Genomic DNA, 19,016 nt, shown 5'->3' on the forward strand with positions numbered 1-19,016 from the left:
AATGCCAATTCATACAGAATGCATAAAGCGCTGGCATGAGTCCCTGAAATGCTGAATTTTCACTTCCGAGTCAGAGAAAAAAACCAATGGCTCGGAACTCCAGGAATTCTTAGGCATTCGCTTGCAAACGGAGTGATCTTCCTCAAAAACTTTACGATTTACCATTGCGCTAGATTCAAAAAACGGCTTTAAGACTTGTCTTGCATCTTCAGAAACAACAGCAGCAGTTAACAACCGACTTGTAAAGTTAGTAAGATTAACATCTTTGCTCCCTGGAAAAAAATTCTGAATGGAGTATGAGAACCCGTAGGTCGAAGACACCATAGAAAAAGGGAAAAGATATATACTCATGTACCCATCATATTTATAATCGATACTTAAAAATTTAGACATCCGCTCTAAATTTTTCTTTAGCCGAATATTTCCAACAGGCGCATACCAAATTGAATTAACACCAAAAAATTCATTAACCCCCTTTTCTAACTGAAGACTAGCAAGTGTTTCAGGATGCACCATATTTATATGATATGGTTCAAGGGCATTCTCAATTGCCAATGGCCAATAGCATTCAAATTTATAACGATTAAAATCGCTTCGTAAATCAATATTGAACGAAATATTTTCTAGAGTTTCAGCTACTGCACCTAATTGCTCATAAAGCGCCATCATTGGATCAACACTAAAAAAAACAAAATCGCCGCACCAACCCACCGAGTATTGCTTAAGTTTTGCCAAATTCACATTGCATGAAGAAAATGACTGTGCTTCGGGAATAAGTACTTTTCCGTTTTTAAAGGACCAACCATGATACTCACAGTAAAAAGGCTGATTGCCATGATCGGCAAGAAAAATCCTTGCGCCACGGTGAGGGCATCGATTGTCAAATGCAACAATATTGCCAGAGTCGTTAAACACAACGACTTCGCCCAAGGGGGAATCAAAACGGATAAAGTCCCCGTGAACCGCTAACTCTCGACGATGGCACGCCAGGTGCCAGTAACGTGAAAATAGATCGCAATCAAAGTTCATCATTATAATTTTTTTGCCGGTTGAGCATACATAACACTACCTGGCTTAACAGTTCTGATGATTATTGCCCCAGCACCGATAAGTGAATTTTCACCTATACTTACCTTTGGCAGGACTTTCGCACCCGTGCCAAAAAAAGCAAAATCACCGACTTTTACACCACCAGTTAAATCAACGTGAGCGCTGAGGGTTACATAATCACCAATAAAAGCATCGTGTCCAACAGAGCTTAATGCGTTTATTGAAACAAAGCTTCCAATTGAACAATCAGCAGAAACTAAAGAGTGTGGGCAAACAATCACGCCTTCACCCAAAATTGCAGTTTTTGCAATAGTTGCTGATGGATGTATAAGCTGACCAAAAATGGCGCCTTTAGCCTTAAGCGCATTAACGATTTTTTGCTTAGTTGCAGGATCACCTACACCTAAAATAAAGCGATCATTTTCTTGTGGATTATAGCTTTCAATACTACCCAACCAATCTAGCTGATAGGAAAAATTATCTAAAGCACCAGCATTTGAATCTAAAAAACCTGAAAACCCAATACGATCTGCAGACTCAAGGCAATCATCAGCCCAGCATATAAGTTCACGACCAAACCCACCTGCACCTACTAAAATCCAACGCAAACTTTTCATCTTACTGTATATCCACCATCAACTCTTAGCGAACTACCGGTTATCCACTTTGAAGAGTCCGCTAATAAAAAAACAACGGCATTCGCAATATCTTCAGCTTGACCAAAACCTAAAAGGTGTGACTGCTCGTAAGCATCAATAACTTCAACAGTACTATTTCTGATCAATCTATCATGCATAGAGGTGCTTACCGCCCCGGCGGCAATTGAATTAACACGGATTTTTCTACTTGAAAGCTCACATGAAAGAGATCTGACTAAGCCTTCAATGCCTGCTTTTGATGCTGAATATGCGGTCATCCCTTGCTGGCCTGTAACCGCAGCAACCGATGACATAAAAACGATCGATGCACCATCTTTGACAATATTTTTCAGGCTTACTGCCCTAGCTACACCAAATGCGCCATACAATGAAGCAGCAAACAACTTTTCCAAGTCAGCTTGTTTTGTTAATTTAGATGGCTTTACCATTTCCAAACCCGCCGAGTGAAAAACACCGGAGAAAGGCCCATGCAACTCGGCTAATTCTTTAATCCAACCAACTACGCTATCAGAATCAGTAATATCCTGAATGCAATAGCTATGGATATTAGGACTTTGCATTAACTGAATGGCTTCTTCAAGTCGTTGCTGATTACGCCCAACTAAAACGACTTTGCCACCACATCGGCTGATTAACTGTGCCGATGCTAAACCAATACCAGATGAAGCGCCTGTAACTAAATAAATTTGCCCGGCTAAACAATCAGAAGAAAAAATCATAGCTCCACCATTTCGACAACTTTTAAATCACCAACAGAAATTGAACAAGCAGCCCACGAATACCCGACTCCAAAACCAAACATCGCCAGCTTGCTATTTTTGTTTAGCAATTTTTCTTTTAGATCTGTAACCATTAGCAACGGGATAGAGGCTGAACTAGTATTACCATAGGAATCAATGTTGATAGGGACCTTATCTAAAGGGAGCTTAGCTTTTTTAGCCAAGTGCTTAAGCATGAACAGATTTGCTTGATGGAACAAAAAATAATCATAATCAGACTCAACGGAGCTAGAAAATTCGAATAAACGATTTACTAAGGGGGGCACGGATTTCAAGGTGAAATTAAAAATTTCACCACCATCCATGTAAAGTGAATCCATCTTGCGCCCAACAAAGCGCTCATCCGAAAACTCGGTTAAGTTCTTAAATCCCCCTTGCGGGACAATAAGATTTTTTACACCAGAACCATCCGTTCCTAAAACGAAAAAAGCACCTTCACTGTTTGATGATGACTCTAAGGCTGTTATTGTGCCTGCATCGCCAAATAAAAACACTGTCGAACGATCATTCGGGTCGATAATATTACTGATCGTATCACCAACGGCTAATAAAACACGGTTTGCAGCACCTGACTGAATTAATGTCATCCCTAACCAGAGAGCATAAGGATAACCAGAACAACCTAAGTTAACATCGAAGGCAATGCAAGACTTAGGTAGGCCAAGCTCCGCCTGTAAAGAACAAGCCGTTGCAGGCAAAACATAATCTGGTGTCTGACTTACAAAAATGATGGCATCAATCGAACTACGGTCCCAACTGAGCGCCTCAAGCAGTCTTTCCGCAGCTGCAAGACAGAGATCATGAGTAGTCACACCATCAGTAACCCAACGGCGTTTCTTTACACCGATCATTTTTATAACATCATTAATGTCGGCCTCAGTGTGACGGTCATGAAAAAAATCATTGCAAATTTCTGTCTTTGGTACGCAAGCAACAATACCTGCGATACGTGCACCAGCAATTTGCACTTCCTTCCCCATATTTGAAGCCAACATATCCATTCTTAGCCTCGCTTTGCTGCTTCAATTAACTTTTCAATATCTGCGATAGTAGAGCAAAGGCTAAGTGCTCGCCCCTCAAGCATTACATTGAAACAATCATCAACCAGTGCTATTGTTGATACAATAGCCAATGAGTCCCAAGCCACAGATTCTAAACTAAGTTCTGAAGTAATAACCTCTAAATCAACTTCAAAAATCTCAGCCATACCTTCATAAAATTCACTCATAATAAAATACCTATCTAAAAATTAAGCACACAACCAGCCCAAGAAAGGCCAACACCAAATCCAAGAAGCATTACCCTCTTCCCTCTGACAAGCTGGCCGCTCTTACGCATCTCCAACAAAGCCATAGGAATACTGGATGAAACAGTGTTACCACAAGACTCCATTAAAATGGGAAACTTATCTTCTGGAATTTTTAATTTTTTTCTTAATGAATCAAGCATGAACTTATTAGCCTGATGAAAAACAAAAAAATCAAAATCATCTCGATTCAAACCTGACTTATCAAGTATTAAATTGAATGCTTTAGGCACAACAGTCAGGGAAAAAGCCATAATTGCAGCGCCATTCATTTGCAAATTCGAGGATGTTCTGATATTACCAGAATCATCCACAACTTCTTTTTGATCAGTATCAGCGTGTAAGTTCCTAAATCCGCCAGCATCGACTTTTAAATCGTTCGCACCACTACCGTCTGTCCCAAAAACAAAACTGCCAATTGAAGATTGATCTTGTGCTGAAGATTCAACAAGCACAGTTGCTACTGCAGCATCGCCAAAAAGAGTTCGCACGCTTTTGTCATGTGGATGAATTAACTTTGTATATGTATCTGCTGTCAATAATAACACACACTTAGCAGATCCAGAAGAGATAAGCCCATGTGCCAAAGACAATCCATAAACATACCCCGAACATCCTAGATTTACATCAAGAGCCCCCGCAGAGGTAGGTATGCCCAAACGATCCTGCAAGATACAGGCAGAAGTCGGGAGAAAATAGTCAGGAGTTTGGGTACACAAGATAATAAAATCAATATCACGACGATTAACCAAACCATTTTCAAATAAAGCAGAGGCTGCATTAAATGCCAAATCAACTGCAGTTTCACTTTCACTAGCAATACGTCTAGACTTAATACCCGTTTTTAAATAAATTTTATCCGCAGTCCAGTCAGGATAAATCCGTGCCAGTTCGTCATTATTTAGCTCAAACTCAGGCAGGTAGCTTGCCATATCCAGTATACGAGTTTTTCTTTGCATGGCTGATTTATTTCCCTTTGATGGATTACTCAGGTTTTTTTGTGCCGGTAAATGGTGGCATAGTAGCCTCACCTTCAGCACTTATTCCATCACGCGCTATAACTTTTTTTATAGTGAGTAAAATAATTCTCAAATCCAGCATCATGGATCTATTATCAACATACCAAACGTCAAGATTGAACTTTTCTTCCCAACTTATGGCGTTTCGTCCATTGACTTGAGCCCACCCCGTAATACCAGGCCTAACGTCATGTCGACGCATCTGCTCAAGTGAATACAAAGGCAAATAATTCATCAGTAAAGGCCTAGGGCCTACTAAACTTAAATCACCACGCAACACGTTATATAACTGTGGAAGTTCATCAAGGCTAGATCTGCGTAGAAAAAGACCAAATGGAGTTAAGCGTTTCGCATCGGACAGAAGTTGACCAGATGCATCTCTCGCATTGTTCATGCTCCGAAACTTGTAAATTTTAATAGGTCTACCACGAAGACCTGGACGCAACTGCACAAATAAAATTGGTCGGCCCAGTTTACTAGCTACAAGAATAGCAACTACAAAAATAATTGGCATGAGTACCACTAGAGCACACAGCGCAAAAACAAAATCAAAAGCACGCTTCATAAAAATGCACACATCATCACTTGATAATCAACTGGTTAAAAATTTCACTAAACCGCCTAACACCAATTTGCAATGACAAATTTTTGTGATAAAAACTCTCAGCATTTAACCCGATTTCTAATAACTCTTCCTGTCTCTTATTCGCCAAAAGCTCAACAGCTCTAGCTAAGGCCATAGAATCTTCAGGATCAATACATACTCCTGCTTTTGCTTGCTTGATTAAGTCAGCTGCATCCCCCTTTACACCCATTATTATTGGTTTGCCAACGGCAAGGTATGCCTGCGTTTTTGATGGAATAGTGATTGAAAACAAAGGATCATCTTTAAGATGAACAAGCAACACATCCGCAGCCCCCAAGGCAGCGCCCACAGCGCTCATGGGAATGCGTGGCATAAATAAAACATTACTTATATTTTCATTTTCAACACGCTGTTTTAATCGACCAACCTCAACTCCATCACCTATCATAACAAACTGGGCACGGGGTACATCCACTTTGACTAACTTAGCCGCATTTAGCACAGCATCCAACCCTTGCGCCTTCCCCATATTGCCGGCAAAGACGATATTGAATCTACCATAAAATTCATGGGCATAAGAATGGTTTAATTCGTAATTCTTTAGAGAGTTTTCATCACACCAATTATAAACAACCTCAATCTTTTGTGCTGCAACCCCTCTTTCAATTAATTTTTTCTTAAATCCAGGAGCAAGAACTACTAATTTTGAAGCTGATCTATATACAAATTTGCACAATACAGAAACAATAGAAAGTACATATTTATTTCTAACCATGCCGGTAGCTGTGAGCGTATCTGGCCATAAGTCCTGAATATCATAAACAAATGGCACCCGTCTGAATAATGAAACAATAGATGCTGACAACCCAACAGTCAAAGGTGGATGGTAAACATAAACCACATCGGGCTTACCCACAGCAAAAAGCCCATAGAGACATGAGCTAATAGCAAAGCTTACATAGTTAAAAATCCTTTTCAAGGCAGAACCGTCATGGCTTGGATACAAAGGGACCCGATTAATCCGAATTCCATCAATGTACTCAATCTGACGCCACTTAACTTTGTACCCAGGGTAAACCTTTCCCCCCGGATAATTTGGAAAGCCAGTAATTACCTCGACCTCGTGACCCTCAGCTTGAAGGGCACGTGCAAAAACCAAGCCTTTGAAAGTAGGTTCAGGATCGAACCACTGGGTAATTAACAAAATTCGCACATCAATCCTTAATTTTTCTTCCAAACTACACGATTCACATAGTCGGTATAACTATGGATAATGCGTACGACTTTATCAGATACATTCGGCATCGAATAATCAGCAACAGGTCGCAATAGACGAATGTTGGAACGAGGCTGATCCACCAAGATTTCCAATGCCTGTAATACCCGTTCAATATCAAGCCCAGTCATCATCACAGATGCTTCTTCCATCGCTTCAGGGCGTTCGTGTGCTTCACGAATATTAACAGCAGGAAAATTCAAGATTGATGATTCTTCCGAGATTGTTCCACTGTCAGATAGTACTGCCCTTGCATCCCGCTGCAAGCGCACATAATCTTTAAAGCCTAACGGTTTTAATAAATTTACCAAAGGGTGAAATTGAATGCCTTTTGCATCAATCCGTTTTTGAGTGCGTGGATGGGTAGAAACAATGACTGGCTCGCCATATTTTTCGGCGACACCATTAAGTGTTTCGGCCAGCTTCGCCAAATTAATATCAGAATCGATATTTTCTTCGCGGTGTGCGCTAACCACAAAATATTTACCAACATCTAAACTCAAGCGGTTCAAAACATCTGAATTATCAATACCCTCTTGGTAATGCATCAATACCTCATACATTGGGCTACCAGTTTTAATAATTCGATCTGCAGGCAAACCTTCACGCAAAAGATATTCACGTGCTATGTCACTATATGTCAAATTAATATCGGCAGTATGATCGACAATTTTCCTGTTCGTTTCTTCTGGTACTCGCTGATCAAAACAACGATTTCCTGCTTCCATATGGAAAATTGGAATCTTACGGCGTTTAGCTGGAATTGCCGCCAAACAGCTATTTGTATCACCCAAAACCAGCAGTGCATCTGGCTTGACTTCATCCAAAGCTCCATCAACAGCAATTATGACTTGCCCAATTGTTTCCGCCGCATTTTTACCAGCTGCATTCAGGAAAAAATCGGGCTTGCGAACACCTAAATCATCAAAGAAAATTTGATTTAATTCATAATCATAATTTTGCCCTGTATGAATCAAAGTATGATCACAATATTGATCCAGTTTAGCCAAAACACGCGATAGGCGAATAATTTCTGGGCGAGTACCAACTACTGTCGCTACTTTTAATTTTTTCATTCTCTTTAATCTCTTTAGACCTCATGTGAAACAGTGTCTGGCCTCTGGCGATCAAATATTTCATTTGCCCAGAGCATCACAACCATTTCATCTTGCCCAATATTTGTAATATCATGTGCCCAACCTGGAATTGTTTCTACAATTCTCGGCTCAGCACCTTTGGTAATAAGCTCAATTCGCTCACCCGTTAAGATATGGCGAAAACCAAACTTAGCCTCCCCCTTAATAACCAGGAATTTCTCTGTTTTAGTATGGTGATAATGCCCACCACGTGTAATTCCTGGATGTGCGGTGAAGAAAGAAAATTGACCGCAATCGGGGGTCTTTAGCATCTCGACAAAAACACCTCGTGCATCACCGTAACTGGGTACTTGATAGGAAAAATCATCCGTTGCCAAATAGCTAACGTAGGTTGAATACAAAGCACGGACCAAACCTGTACCAACAGCCTCGGTAACCAGGGTATCTCTACTAGACTTAAATTTAGCAATGATTTCAGCAACATACCCTACTGTTGTATTGTAAACTGGAGATATATCTATTTGCCCTGAGGGGAGTTGCAAAGTCAGCAATGAGATAAAACTTTCGCAAACATCATCAATATAGACTAGCTGCAATGGCGCATTTGCATCGTTAATTGTAATCGGCAAATTATGCGCTGTATTATGGCAAAATGTTGCAACTGCGGAATTATAATTGGGACGACACCATTTACCAAATACATTTGGCAATCGATAAATATACACTGATGCGTGACTTTTGATTTGGTATTCGCGCAATATATCTTCTGCAGCTAATTTACTATTTCCATAAGGGTTATCAATCTCTGCCTGAATTGATGAAGTATATACAATCGGCACCGAACGATCTAGGCCATTTAAAGCAGCAATAATTTCATCAGTTAATCCTACATTACCACTGTGAAATTCACTCACATCTTTTGGCCTATTAATCCCCGCAAGATGGTATATAAAATCAGCTTTTTTTAAGCCTTCGTGCAAATCAGCAGAAGTGGACTCACGATCAATACAAATAATATCTTGATAGCCAGCCTCTTTTAAATGTACTCGCAAGTTTTTACCAATAAAACCATTGGCGCCAGTGATTAAGATTTTCATTCCTTAATCCTCTACCTGCACATTTTTGCCAGCATGAATCCCACGAATAAATTCAAGCTTATACAATAGCTTTTTCATGCTTTCGATATCAAGTCGCTCTGTATTATGAGAATTGTAATCTTCTACCTCAGAAATCCGAGCATCGCCCTGTTCAACAAACTTTCCATAATTCAAGTCACGTAAATCAGGTGGTACGCGGTAATAGCCACCGTGATCTTCGGCGGCCACCATTTCTTCTCGGCTCAATAATGCCTCGTATAGTTTTTCACCATGTCGGGTACCAATGACATTCACTTGATGATCTGGTTTTCCTACTATATCTAGCAAAGCACGAGTCAATACTTCAACAGTAGCTGCTGGCGCTTTTTGTACAAAAATATCACCATTTTTACCATGCTCAAATGCGTATAGAACTAGCTCTACAGCATCATCCAAAGTCATCATGAAACGTGTCATTGATGGATCAGTAATTGTAATGGGCTTACCTGCACGAATTTGCTCGATAAACAGCGGAATTACCGAACCACGCGAAGCCATCACATTACCGTAGCGTGTACCACAAATCACAGTCTTACTATCATCCACATTACGTGATTTAGCCACCATGACTTTTTCCATCATGGCCTTTGAAATTCCCATGGCATTAATTGGGTAAACTGCTTTATCTGTGCTCAAGCAAACAACACGCTTCACACTATTTACAATAGCTGCCTCCAAAACATTTTCAGTACCTAGAACATTAGTCTTAACAGCTTCCATGGGATGGAATTCGCATGATGGGACCTGCTTCAAAGCAGCGGCATGATAGATATAATCAACACCTCGAGTCGCATTCAAGACTGATTGGTAATCTCGCACATCACCTATATAAAACTTCAATTTAGAATTATTATATTTTTTACGCATATCATCTTGCTTCTTTTCATCTCTAGAAAAAATGCGTATCTCAGCAATTTCAGATTTCAAGAACCGTTTCAATACCGCATTACCAAACGATCCCGTACCACCTGTAATTAACAATGTTTTATCTTTGAACATATCAGCAATCATACAAACCTCATAATTTACACGCGCTAGTGCGCACATCACTATTTATGCATACCCCAAGCACAAGGCCCAATGCTAACATACCAGTACCCGAGAATAGATATGGGTTCAATGCGGAGCTAAACAGAAACAGAATCATGCCATAATATAACCATTCAAATTCCCTTTCGTTACTCTTCAAATATCCCAATGGAAGAATCAAACCTATCAATAAAAGAATGACTCCAAATATCACGCCATAAACTCGTAACAGCTCAAGATAAGTCAATTCAACTTTACTAGCGCCATCAGTTGTAATTAGACTAGAAAATTCAGCATTCCAAGTATGCGCATTAAACCCTTGACCGAAAAGGAAAGTCACTGCATCTGCAAACATCTCTCCATATACCGGCAGGTATTCTAGCTTTGTAGCGTTGCTATGATCGGTTGAATCAAACATAGCGAAGACAACTTGAGTTGCTTCAACACCTATAATCAACGTTGCAAAAAAAAGGGCCGCAGTGAATATTTTTTTATTTTTATGAAAAAGTACCACCCCAAGGATAACAAAACCACATATCTGTGCAGTCCTTACTCCTGTCAAACAGAGTGCGGCAGTAGGAATAATTGCCTGTATTAAACAAAAAAAACTACCCTCTTTCAAATAGTCACTAACAGCTTTACATGCGACAATAGAAATTACAGGCGATGCAATATAGTAGACATATGGAATTTCAAATCCTGCATACTCTCTGACACCTAAGTACAAGACACCTTTTTCAACAAGGAAATATAACAAATCGAGCGTATAACCATTCCAATATGCAAAGTAAGTATATATCACAAGAAGCGACAGACAATTCAGCGACAGCACCATACCATTCATAGACCACTTTAAATTACTCGGTCTTAAATAAGTAATTGTCACCATTAAGTATATTGCTGATGCTATATATGAAGTATCAATAAACTCTTGCCGAAGTCCACCTCTAATTTGAGCGACGATCAATCCATACAAAACCAAAAAAATCGACATGCTTACTATAACAAAAACCACGGCAAGCTTTCTGTCAGAGCTAGTAGTCTTTAATCTTAGTCCATCAATCAAATACAACATAAAAATTGGTGCAAGTAGTATTTTATTCAGCGAAAAAAAACTACCTACTGGATCAAACACCACCCCAAACCATAAAAGGATGAGTATAACGCCGACCATTTAGACTCCACTCATGCAAAATTTTCTTAAATCAAAGTTTCCAGAGATCCCGATTCAGTCGATAACTTGATAGAAAAACCAGAAGCTGTGATAAATTCATGAATTTATTGGGGCCAATTACCTTGAGAATCAAACGCATAATCACATTAACAACCTTTATTTTATTAAGGTTGGCGTTTTTATCTTTAAATCCCATTGCTGAGTAGTTGCTATCTTTAACATACAAACCATTTTTTTTTGCAAACTTACCCACAACTCCATCACTATCAAATGGATCATGCTGCTCTGGTAGCTCATCATAGATCGACGCATACGCACGCCGCAAAGATGGCGATATATAGCTACCATCACTCATATAATCGAATGTATATGCAATTTTTGGTACTAGTTTCTTAGTTTCACTTAGTTCTTCTGCATAAATTCTTGAAACAGCCAAAAGATCTTGGCGTTTTTTCTCTTTATCTACAAATGGACGTTTGCTTAGCAATTCAATACACTCTTCATTAAAAGAGCTAAAATGAAAGAATATCAACGGGTAATTTTCGTTAACAACAAAATCACCATTATTATTTATCCCAATTTTACGTTCGTGCGCATTCCAGAATGCAACGTTATATCCAAGATTAAATGATATGTAAATTCCAGGGAAAAAACATGGCGCGATAGACACCCACTTTTGATCAGTTGATAGACCAAACTGCGTCTCAAAATAGCATAAATTTAAACAACGTTCATTCCACCACTTTAGAAAGCGTAAAGCCTCTTCATCCTGAGAAACCGCAAAAAACCCTAGATTGAAAGAACCGAAGCGCATCATACCCACATCACCAGGTTCATGTGGGGTCACATAATGCGGAGTTAAAACGATTGCATGTGATTCCAAATCATCAAAAATAGGTTGAATGGATGAAAAACAGAATGTGTCTGGATCCAAAAAAACAACATTTTTATGTAACTCGAGCAACTTCAACGCAAGGTAGGGTTTCAAGCTGGTGCTAAACTCTGTAATATCATATTTAAATGCATATTTTTCTAAACCCTCGAGCCCAACGTCTTCGATCCAAATGATTTCTGCAAAAACAAAATCAGTATTGATTTCTTGCCTACGATCAAAAATATAAATCTTTAGCCTAATTGCATTATTCGCATAGAGCGATTTTGCCAATGCAAGTGCCTTTGGTAAATAGGCAATATTGCACACCGAAAAAACAGCCGAATTAGCAATTGACAAATTATTTTCCATTACTTCCACACCCGAATACATTTAAAAGTCTAACGATCGCTTGACTTAGCATATAAATGCTAAGCTGTCTTGCCAACTCCCGAGCAAATGAAAACTCTCCACTCGCAATACTTTTGAACAAAAGACGACTAGACGAAAAAATGTAGTCTTTTATGCGAAAGAATGGATATGCTCTCATCCTTAGCTTTAATCCAAAGATCTTATAAGTTAAGTCATCTTGCTCTGATACATGATCAAATCCAGGTGCATTAGAAACTTCAATAATTATTTTCTTTCTAATCTTACACCTTAGGCAAAATTCGTAATCAACACCATCAACAAAAAAGGATGGATCATGCCAACCAATTTCTTTTAAACATTCCAAGTTGAACAGCGTACCACTATTAATCGCCAATTTTACATTAGAAATGGCTGGCTCAAAACCAATCAACTCTTTTCTTCTTCCGCTAAAAAGAATTGCACACGCATTATAAAAATCGACCGTTGGATCTTCGCAACATTTCATTATAAAAAGAATTGTTTCTGGCGTTATCACTGTATCTTGATCGAAAAAAATCAGCGCTTTTTTTCCGTCTGAATATGCGCGATTTGCTAGATCATACAATCCTTTACCTAGTCCGTAATTTTTAGCGTTCTTCTCATAGAAAATATTACCACCCGCCCCAATTGCATGCCCTCCTTCAATCAATGAAGTCGAGTTATCAAATATATAAATACTGACACCCAATTCGGAAATTTTTTGCAAACGATCAAAAAAAGAATCTTTTGGTTGATATAAAACAAAGCCTAATGCAAACGTATTAATACTCACACCCCCCTCCCGCAAGTCTTACTAGCAAAAACCAGCAAAACGACCAAATCGATGAATGCCCTTGCAGTCCATGCTATTGCGGCCCCGATCAATCCAAAGTATTTCATAAAAAGGAGTAACATTGGAATATAGATAACGAATTCAACTAAATGGATTTGCGCCGTTACTTTTGCGCCTCCACTTGCCTGGATTGAACAATGTGGCACTTGTGCAATACCATTGAACATCACCCCCAGTGCCAATATAATTGCTACATTACTTGTTTTCTCGGCAAAATCAGCATTAATCCATAATGACAATCCAGGATGCGCAATTATACTAACAATACAAAAGATCCCGATCATTAAAAATGAAGTGTACTTCAATGATTTAATGTATATATTTCTATAGTCAACCAAACTGACCGCTCTAAGTTGAGCGAAGCGTGGGAATAAAGCTGCGGTGTATGCAGCCGGTATAATGAGTAATCTTGTTAAAAACTCTGCTGGCACTGTATATAATGCAACAGTGGCTGCCCCTAAATAATAAGAAATCAAAAATCTATCCGAAATTACCATCAAGGGACTTACTAAATTTGAAACAGTCATCCATGCTCCAAATTTAAATAAGCTCTTTGCTGATCTTATATCGTACAACGTGACAATTCCAAAAATCCTTACAATAGCCTGAGTGGTTATTGCGTGAAAAACCAGAATTACCAGTCTAGCAAACACAATGCTAAATACAATCCACTCGATTGAAGGACCGACAAAGTAAATTACAGCTGCAGGCAATATAAAATTTGCCAACCCTAAAACCAACTTTAATTGGTTCACTATTTTGAACTTTTCAAACGCCTCTAGTATACCTTTAAGTCCAGCGGTTAACGCTGCTAGTGGAATCCCAAATGCCGCAATCAACAGGCTATGATAGGTATGTTCCTCTAGGGCCGGGCTAACATTAAGGAGTTTATATCCTAAACTTTTTGCTCCAAAAGCGAATATAAACAAGCCTAGCAACCCTGCTGCGCCTATTATATACAACCCTATTCTTGCAGTTTTTTCTAGTTGAACAAACTCATTCAAAGCTCTCTTTTCTGCAATACTTTGGGTTAGAGCACGTCCGAGACCAAAATCAAACAGGCTAAAATACCCAATCATTGCCCAAATAAGTGTCAGAACCCCAAAAAGTTCTACACCTAAGTTTTTAATCAAATAGGGAATTGTTAGCAACCCAATTAACATGGGAGCAGCGGAGCCAACTAGATTCCATACAGTATTATTTCTTATTGACATTATCTTTAGTTAAAAACAGTTTAAACTCACCAACAACACCACTACTGATAGCACCACAAGCTCAGTTCCGCATTTATTAGCAATCCGCTAAGGTTTTATCGAACTTCGACAGACAAACCATTCATCTAAATCAAATCAACATCACTTTAACGATCAATCATAGTAAAAAACACACCAGAAAGACGCCTCACACAAAATCAATCTGCAACTTTGGCACTTTAATCGCCCCACAAAAAATCTTTTTAACCTCAATTAACTAAGTTATCTCGATTTCCAAGCTTTTATAATTTGCTCGATAATATTAGAACTTCCCTCTGCCGCTCTTAATTTTATTAGCATCTCAGAAGCAAATGCCCATATACTCACGATAAATAGCGCTGAACATGATGACAGCAAGACGATCAAGGCTCGTTTCGGACCAGACTTTTCATCCGGAATCTCAGCCATTGTCATTTTTAGCTCATCACGCTCTTGTTTATTTAGAAGTTCAATGCGTCGATCCAATCTGTCAATTAATGCATTCCAATATGCCTGCTGCTGTAAGTTATCTACTGCTGCGATCCAAACGGCATTATCAAAACCGACTGCACGTTTTGCCATACCTTCTGTCACTAATCGCTGCAAACTGGTCAATTGACTTTGCAATCGAATCAGCTCCGCCTGCATCATATCAGACGTATTATTGCTCGCAGGTCCAACACCTTGCAAAGTTGTTTCCGCCTGAATCGCTGCCAAACTTGTAATACCGTAACGATCGGTGGCGGACAATTGATTAATAACCTCGACGAATTTATTCTGTTTAATTACTTCGTCTAATTTGACTTTATTTTTTATTGCCAATTGACGACGAGTTTCAAGTTCATAACGTTGTTTTGATACATCCAACAAGCGGAGGTTATACAAATTTTGCTGCAATGCTACCCCCATGCGATTAGCTAATTTAGCAGCGAAATCTGGGCTAAAATCAGTAGCTGCTACATCAAGGAAACCATCCTTAGTATTTAAGGTAACCTTCACAGCATCATTCATTTTTTTTCTTGTTGATTTTTTGGTCTTAGTTTGATAATGCTCGGCTAATTTTAGATCTTTTGAGACTTGTTCTAGTACTTGCTCATTGGTTAACACCCAATTGTACGTAGCCGCATTTTTGGAAGGTGCAATTTTGAGAGTTGCAGTGTATTCATCAGGAAGGCTATAAGCAAACAGTGCGGCTGTTAGACCAGCAAGTATTGGCATACCAATAATTTTCTTTTTATGCCTGGCCAATACCAGCACTAAATTAAAAACTGAATTCTCATCACTAGGAGGGTTTGCAACTATTTGTTCAACGGCCATGCTGTACTCTTGTCTTAGAATTTGATTGCTTGTTGCGTGCTTTTTTCAACAGCAACCAGTGTATGTGGACTGTAATTATTTTATCTAGCGGCAATAAAATGCCGTACATTTGCAAGCAAAAACCCGCCTTTAGGGCGGGTTTCCAACCTCACTTGCAAGGAGCAGATTTGCCACGGTTGTTAGACTCGGGGCAAGTTGTAATCAAACACCTCACGCACCACTTGCTCAGCACCGGTCTTATTCACAAGCACTGCATGCATAATCGGCAACTCACCTACCACTGTAATCAGTCGTCCGACCTCTTTCAGCTGGGCGAGTAGTTCGCCGGGAACTTGGGCAAATGATGCGGCAGCAATAATCGCATCAAACGGTGCTTGCTGGCTAGTCAGGGATGACGATACTTCAACACTCACATTCTTAATATTGGCTGCCTTCAGCGCCGCGGTTAGCTTAGCGGCTTGGTCAGCACAGGCTTCGAGTACAAACACTTGCGCACAGAGGCCTGCCGCCAGCGCAGCGAGGTAGGCGGTACCGGGGCCGACGATCAGCAGTTTGTCGGTGGCTTTGAGTTGAATTTCCTGCAGCAGGCGGGCTTCTACTTTCGGGGCCAGCATCAGTTGGCCATTGCCCAGCGGCAGCTCAACATCGACGAAGGCCAGTTCTTTTTTATCGGCGGGTACGAAGTCTTCCCGGCGGGTATTGAGGACACGATCAAGCACGGCGGAGTCCAGAACGTTCCAAGGGCGAATTTGTTGTTCAACCAGAAAGTAGCGTGCTTTTTCCCAATCCATGTTTGTGTAACCTCAAAGCGGGGCCAGATTCGGCCCGTGTTAGTCGAATAGATCTTGCAATTATCCCACAAGTCTTTTAGTTTCACATTCATTGAATCGCTAGGGGTTCTGGACTGCGGTCACAATGTTGCAAGATCTTGCCATTGCCCGCCCTCCGGATGAGATACACCCTTGGAACCTGACCCGGCTAATACCGGCGTAGGGAAGCGAGTTCGCCATTCGTGCGCCCTCCTTGCTCCAAATCCCCAGCGTCTCATGCTTTTGATACAGCCGGCTTTTCGTCCGGCACAAAGACAGGAGATACCCCATGAACGCCAAGATCGATTTCGTTGCCACCGAAGCGGTGGTAGATTCGGCCGCTATTCAGCCGCTGCCCAATTCGCGCAAAGTGTATGTCACCGGCTCGCGCCCCGATATTCAAGTGCCGATGCGTGAAATCAGCCAGGACGACACCCCCACCATGTTTGGCGGCGAGCAAAACCCGCCGATCTATGTTTACGACTGTTCTGGCCCCTATACCGACCCACAAGCTACCATCGATGTACGTAAAGGCCTGGCGCCGATTCGTGCGGCCTGGATCGCTGAGCGCGATGACACGGAACAACTGGATGGCCTGACCAGCGAATATGGCCGCATGCGTGAGGCCGATACCAGCCTCGATCATTTGCGCTTTGAGCTGCAACGCAAACCACGCCGCGCCAAAGCCGGCCAGAACGTCACCCAAATGCATTACGCCCGCCGCGGCATCGTTACCCCTGAGATGGAATACGTGGCGATTCGCGAAAATCTGCAGCGTGAAAAATACATCGAAAGCCTGCAAGCACTGGGTGCCAAGGGCGAGAAAATGGCCAAGATGATGTTGCGTCAGCACGCGGGCCAGAATTTCGGCGCCAATATCCCGGAAAAAATCACCCCCGAATTCGTGCGCGATGAAATCGCCGCTGGCCGCGCGATTATTCCGAACAATATTAATCACCCTGAATCCGAGCCGATGATTATTGGCCGCAATTTCCTGGTGAAAATCAATGGCAATATCGGTAATTCGGCCGTCACTTCATCGATTAACGAAGAAGTCGACAAAATGACCTGGGGGATTCGCTGGGGCGCCGATACCATCATGGATCTCTCCACCGGCAAAAACATCCACGAAACCCGCGAATGGATTTTGCGTAATTCGCCCGTGCCGATTGGCACCGTGCCGATTTATCAGGCGCTGGAAAAAGTGAACGGCAAGGCCGAAGACCTGACTTGGGAATTATTCCGCGATACGCTGATCGAGCAAGCAGAGCAAGGCGTGGATTACTTCACTATTCATGCCGGCGTGCTGCTGCGCTATGTGCCACTCACCGCCAATCGCATGACCGGCATCGTGTCGCGCGGCGGCTCGATCATGGCTAAATGGTGTCTGGCGCATCACAAAGAAAACTTCCTGTACACGCATTTCGCGGAAATCTGCGAAATCATGAAGCAATACGATGTGGCCTTCTCGCTGGGCGACGGCCTGCGCCCAGGCTCGGTGTGGGATGCCAATGATGAAGCACAGCTGGGCGAGCTCAAAACCCTGGGTGAGCTGACGCAAATCGCGTGGGAACACGATGTGCAGGTCATGATCGAAGGCCCGGGCCACGTGCCGATGCAGCTGATCAAAGAAAACATGGATAAAGAGCTGGAATGGTGCCACGAAGCGCCGTTCTATACGCTTGGCCCACTCACCACCGACATCGCGCCCGGCTACGATCACATCACTTCGGCGATTGGCGCGGCGCAAATTGGCTGGTATGGCTGCGCGATGCTGTGTTATGTCACCCCGAAAGAGCACCTGGGTTTGCCGAATAAAGATGATGTGAAAGAAGGCATCATTACCTACAAGCTGGCCGCCCACGCCGCCGACTTGGCCAAGGGCCATCCGGGCGCGCAGATTCGGGATAATGCACTCTCGAAAGCCCGCTTTGAATTCCGCTGGGAAGATCAATTCAATCTGGGGCTGGATCCGGATCGGGCGCGGAGCTTCCACGACGAAACGCTACCAAAAGAAAGCGCCAAAGTTGCGCATTTCTGCTCGATGTGCGGCCCGCACTTCTGCTCGATGAAAATCACGCAAGACGTGCGTGAATTTGCCGAGCAGCAAGGCCTGCAAGCCAACGAAGAGGCCCTGCACAAAGGCATGGAAGCCAAAGCCATCGAATTTGTGAAAGGCGGCGCCAAACTGTACGACAAAGCCTAATGGGTATAGCCAGCAAGGCATTTATTGATAATGCTTTGCTGGCAATACACCTTCTGGGTATTTTAAAGCGCAGCTTCGGCTGCGCTTTTTTTCTTGCCCCGACCTCACGGCTGTTGCAGCGCGCAAAACGCCACGCACTCGGCTATAAAGAGCACAGCAGCCACCGACTGGCGGCCCATGCTTACAATCTCGCTATCCCCTTGTATATTCAAAATTGCTAATATACG

At 41.7% G+C, this 19,016-nt stretch carries 19 protein-coding genes and 1 riboswitch; of the genes, 2 read left to right on the forward strand and 17 right to left on the reverse strand.

Features of this window, described 5'->3' with window-relative positions; all coding sequences use genetic code 11:
- Positions 1 to 9: 9 nt before the first annotated feature.
- The 17 genes from L991_RS11630 to L991_RS11700 form a co-directional block, all read right to left on the reverse strand.
- Positions 10 to 1,032, reverse strand: coding sequence for an aromatic ring-hydroxylating dioxygenase subunit alpha (locus tag L991_RS11630; RefSeq protein WP_197053874.1), 1,023 nt, complete (start codon positions 1,030 to 1,032; stop codon positions 10 to 12).
- Positions 1,032 to 1,667: an acetyltransferase gene (locus L991_RS16990; RefSeq protein ID WP_081986647.1), complete on the reverse strand. Its 636-nt coding sequence runs from the start codon at positions 1,665 to 1,667 to the stop codon at positions 1,032 to 1,034. Before L991_RS16990 ends, L991_RS11630 begins: the two co-directional genes overlap by 1 nt.
- Positions 1,664 to 2,428, reverse strand: a complete 765-nt coding sequence (locus tag L991_RS16995) for an SDR family NAD(P)-dependent oxidoreductase (protein WP_081986648.1) — start codon at positions 2,426 to 2,428, stop codon at positions 1,664 to 1,666. The genes L991_RS16990 and L991_RS16995 overlap by 4 nt, the downstream gene beginning before the upstream one ends.
- Entirely contained in the window at positions 2,425 to 3,489 is a 1,065-nt protein-coding gene (locus L991_RS11635; protein WP_047395533.1) for a ketoacyl-ACP synthase III, read from the reverse strand. Before L991_RS11635 ends, L991_RS16995 begins: the two co-directional genes overlap by 4 nt.
- Positions 3,490 to 3,491: 2 nt before the next feature.
- Complete coding sequence (locus L991_RS11640) at positions 3,492 to 3,716, reverse strand: acyl carrier protein (protein ID WP_047395536.1); 225 nt, start codon at positions 3,714 to 3,716, stop codon at positions 3,492 to 3,494.
- A 14-nt stretch (positions 3,717 to 3,730) separates the two neighbouring features.
- On the reverse strand, positions 3,731 to 4,753 hold the full coding sequence (locus tag L991_RS11645; protein ID WP_047395540.1) for a 3-oxoacyl-ACP synthase III family protein: 1,023 nt from the start codon (positions 4,751 to 4,753) through the stop codon (positions 3,731 to 3,733).
- Positions 4,754 to 4,778: 25 nt separating this feature from the next.
- Entirely contained in the window at positions 4,779 to 5,378 is a 600-nt protein-coding gene (locus L991_RS11650) for a sugar transferase (protein ID WP_047395543.1), read from the reverse strand.
- A 16-nt stretch (positions 5,379 to 5,394) separates the two neighbouring features.
- Positions 5,395 to 6,636 (reverse strand): glycosyltransferase family 4 protein, encoded by a 1,242-nt coding sequence (locus tag L991_RS11655; protein WP_197053875.1) that lies wholly within the window; start codon positions 6,634 to 6,636, stop codon positions 5,395 to 5,397.
- Positions 6,621 to 7,751, reverse strand: a complete 1,131-nt coding sequence (gene wecB, locus L991_RS11660) for a non-hydrolyzing UDP-N-acetylglucosamine 2-epimerase (protein WP_047395546.1) — start codon at positions 7,749 to 7,751, stop codon at positions 6,621 to 6,623. Before wecB ends, L991_RS11655 begins: the two co-directional genes overlap by 16 nt.
- 14 nt (positions 7,752 to 7,765) lie before the next feature.
- Complete coding sequence (locus L991_RS11665; RefSeq protein WP_047395549.1) at positions 7,766 to 8,869, reverse strand: capsular polysaccharide biosynthesis protein CapF; 1,104 nt, start codon at positions 8,867 to 8,869, stop codon at positions 7,766 to 7,768.
- 3 nt (positions 8,870 to 8,872) lie between these two features.
- The gene (locus L991_RS11670) at positions 8,873 to 9,919 is read right to left on the reverse strand and encodes a polysaccharide biosynthesis protein (RefSeq protein ID WP_304413148.1); all 1,047 of its coding nucleotides are present in this window, start codon (positions 9,917 to 9,919) and stop codon (positions 8,873 to 8,875) included.
- A gap of 7 nt (positions 9,920 to 9,926) precedes the next feature.
- Entirely contained in the window at positions 9,927 to 11,111 is a 1,185-nt protein-coding gene (locus tag L991_RS11675; protein ID WP_047395552.1) for a hypothetical protein, read from the reverse strand.
- A gap of 31 nt (positions 11,112 to 11,142) precedes the next feature.
- Positions 11,143 to 12,354 carry a putative nucleotide-diphospho-sugar transferase gene (locus L991_RS11680; protein ID WP_047395555.1) on the reverse strand — a complete coding sequence of 404 codons (1,212 nt, stop codon included), beginning with the start codon at positions 12,352 to 12,354 and terminating at the stop codon, positions 11,143 to 11,145.
- Positions 12,344 to 13,165, reverse strand: a complete 822-nt coding sequence (locus tag L991_RS11685; protein WP_052190835.1) for a hypothetical protein — start codon at positions 13,163 to 13,165, stop codon at positions 12,344 to 12,346. Before L991_RS11685 ends, L991_RS11680 begins: the two co-directional genes overlap by 11 nt.
- A complete protein-coding gene (locus L991_RS11690) occupies positions 13,162 to 14,439 on the reverse strand; it encodes a flippase (protein WP_047395558.1) in 1,278 nt (425 codons plus the stop codon). The genes L991_RS11685 and L991_RS11690 overlap by 4 nt, the downstream gene beginning before the upstream one ends.
- Before the next feature lie 261 nt (positions 14,440 to 14,700).
- On the reverse strand, positions 14,701 to 15,774 hold the full coding sequence (locus L991_RS11695) for a Wzz/FepE/Etk N-terminal domain-containing protein (RefSeq protein WP_047395561.1): 1,074 nt from the start codon (positions 15,772 to 15,774) through the stop codon (positions 14,701 to 14,703).
- A gap of 179 nt (positions 15,775 to 15,953) precedes the next feature.
- Entirely contained in the window at positions 15,954 to 16,565 is a 612-nt protein-coding gene (locus L991_RS11700) for a protein-L-isoaspartate O-methyltransferase (protein WP_047395563.1), read from the reverse strand.
- 91 nt (positions 16,566 to 16,656) lie between these two features.
- Positions 16,657 to 16,787, forward strand: a riboswitch (TPP riboswitch).
- 85 nt (positions 16,788 to 16,872) lie between these two features.
- On the opposite strand from L991_RS11700, the gene thiC reads away from it, so the two are divergent.
- Positions 16,873 to 18,789: a phosphomethylpyrimidine synthase ThiC gene (thiC, locus tag L991_RS11705; RefSeq protein WP_047395566.1), complete on the forward strand. Its 1,917-nt coding sequence runs from the start codon at positions 16,873 to 16,875 to the stop codon at positions 18,787 to 18,789.
- Positions 18,789 to 19,010 (forward strand): hypothetical protein, encoded by a 222-nt coding sequence (locus L991_RS11710; RefSeq protein WP_047395569.1) that lies wholly within the window; start codon positions 18,789 to 18,791, stop codon positions 19,008 to 19,010. Before thiC ends, L991_RS11710 begins: the two co-directional genes overlap by 1 nt.
- The last annotated feature ends 6 nt before the right edge of the window (positions 19,011 to 19,016 follow it).

Origin of the sequence: Chitinibacter sp. ZOR0017, from assembly GCF_000799095.1 — a bacterium.
GTDB classification, from domain to species: domain Bacteria; phylum Pseudomonadota; class Gammaproteobacteria; order Burkholderiales; family Chitinibacteraceae; genus Chitinibacter; species Chitinibacter tainanensis.

Bases quoted from the DNA above. Each gene is read 5' to 3' on its own strand.
- L991_RS11630 (WP_197053874.1), bottom strand. From the start codon at position 1,032: ATGATGAACTTTGATTGCGATCTATTTTCACGTTACTGGCACCTGGCG.
- L991_RS16990 (WP_081986647.1), bottom strand. From the start codon at position 1,667: ATGAAAAGTTTGCGTTGGATTTTAGTAGGTGCAGGTGGGTTTGGTCGT.
- L991_RS16995 (WP_081986648.1), bottom strand. From the start codon at position 2,428: ATGATTTTTTCTTCTGATTGTTTAGCCGGGCAAATTTATTTAGTTACA.
- L991_RS11635 (WP_047395533.1), bottom strand. From the start codon at position 3,489: ATGGATATGTTGGCTTCAAATATGGGGAAGGAAGTGCAAATTGCTGGT.
- L991_RS11640 (WP_047395536.1), bottom strand. From the start codon at position 3,716: ATGAGTGAATTTTATGAAGGTATGGCTGAGATTTTTGAAGTTGATTTA.
- L991_RS11645 (WP_047395540.1), bottom strand. From the start codon at position 4,753: ATGCAAAGAAAAACTCGTATACTGGATATGGCAAGCTACCTGCCTGAG.
- L991_RS11650 (WP_047395543.1), bottom strand. From the start codon at position 5,378: ATGAAGCGTGCTTTTGATTTTGTTTTTGCGCTGTGTGCTCTAGTGGTA.
- wecB (WP_047395546.1), bottom strand. From the start codon at position 7,751: ATGAAAAAATTAAAAGTAGCGACAGTAGTTGGTACTCGCCCAGAAATT.
- L991_RS11665 (WP_047395549.1), bottom strand. From the start codon at position 8,869: ATGAAAATCTTAATCACTGGCGCCAATGGTTTTATTGGTAAAAACTTG.
- L991_RS11670 (WP_304413148.1), bottom strand. From the start codon at position 9,919: ATGATTGCTGATATGTTCAAAGATAAAACATTGTTAATTACAGGTGGT.
- L991_RS11675 (WP_047395552.1), bottom strand. From the start codon at position 11,111: ATGGTCGGCGTTATACTCATCCTTTTATGGTTTGGGGTGGTGTTTGAT.
- L991_RS11680 (WP_047395555.1), bottom strand. From the start codon at position 12,354: ATGGAAAATAATTTGTCAATTGCTAATTCGGCTGTTTTTTCGGTGTGC.
- L991_RS11690 (WP_047395558.1), bottom strand. From the start codon at position 14,439: ATGTCAATAAGAAATAATACTGTATGGAATCTAGTTGGCTCCGCTGCT.
- L991_RS11695 (WP_047395561.1), bottom strand. From the start codon at position 15,774: ATGGCCGTTGAACAAATAGTTGCAAACCCTCCTAGTGATGAGAATTCA.
- L991_RS11700 (WP_047395563.1), bottom strand. From the start codon at position 16,565: ATGGATTGGGAAAAAGCACGCTACTTTCTGGTTGAACAACAAATTCGC.
- thiC (WP_047395566.1), top strand. From the start codon at position 16,873: ATGAACGCCAAGATCGATTTCGTTGCCACCGAAGCGGTGGTAGATTCG.
- L991_RS11710 (WP_047395569.1), top strand. From the start codon at position 18,789: ATGGGTATAGCCAGCAAGGCATTTATTGATAATGCTTTGCTGGCAATA.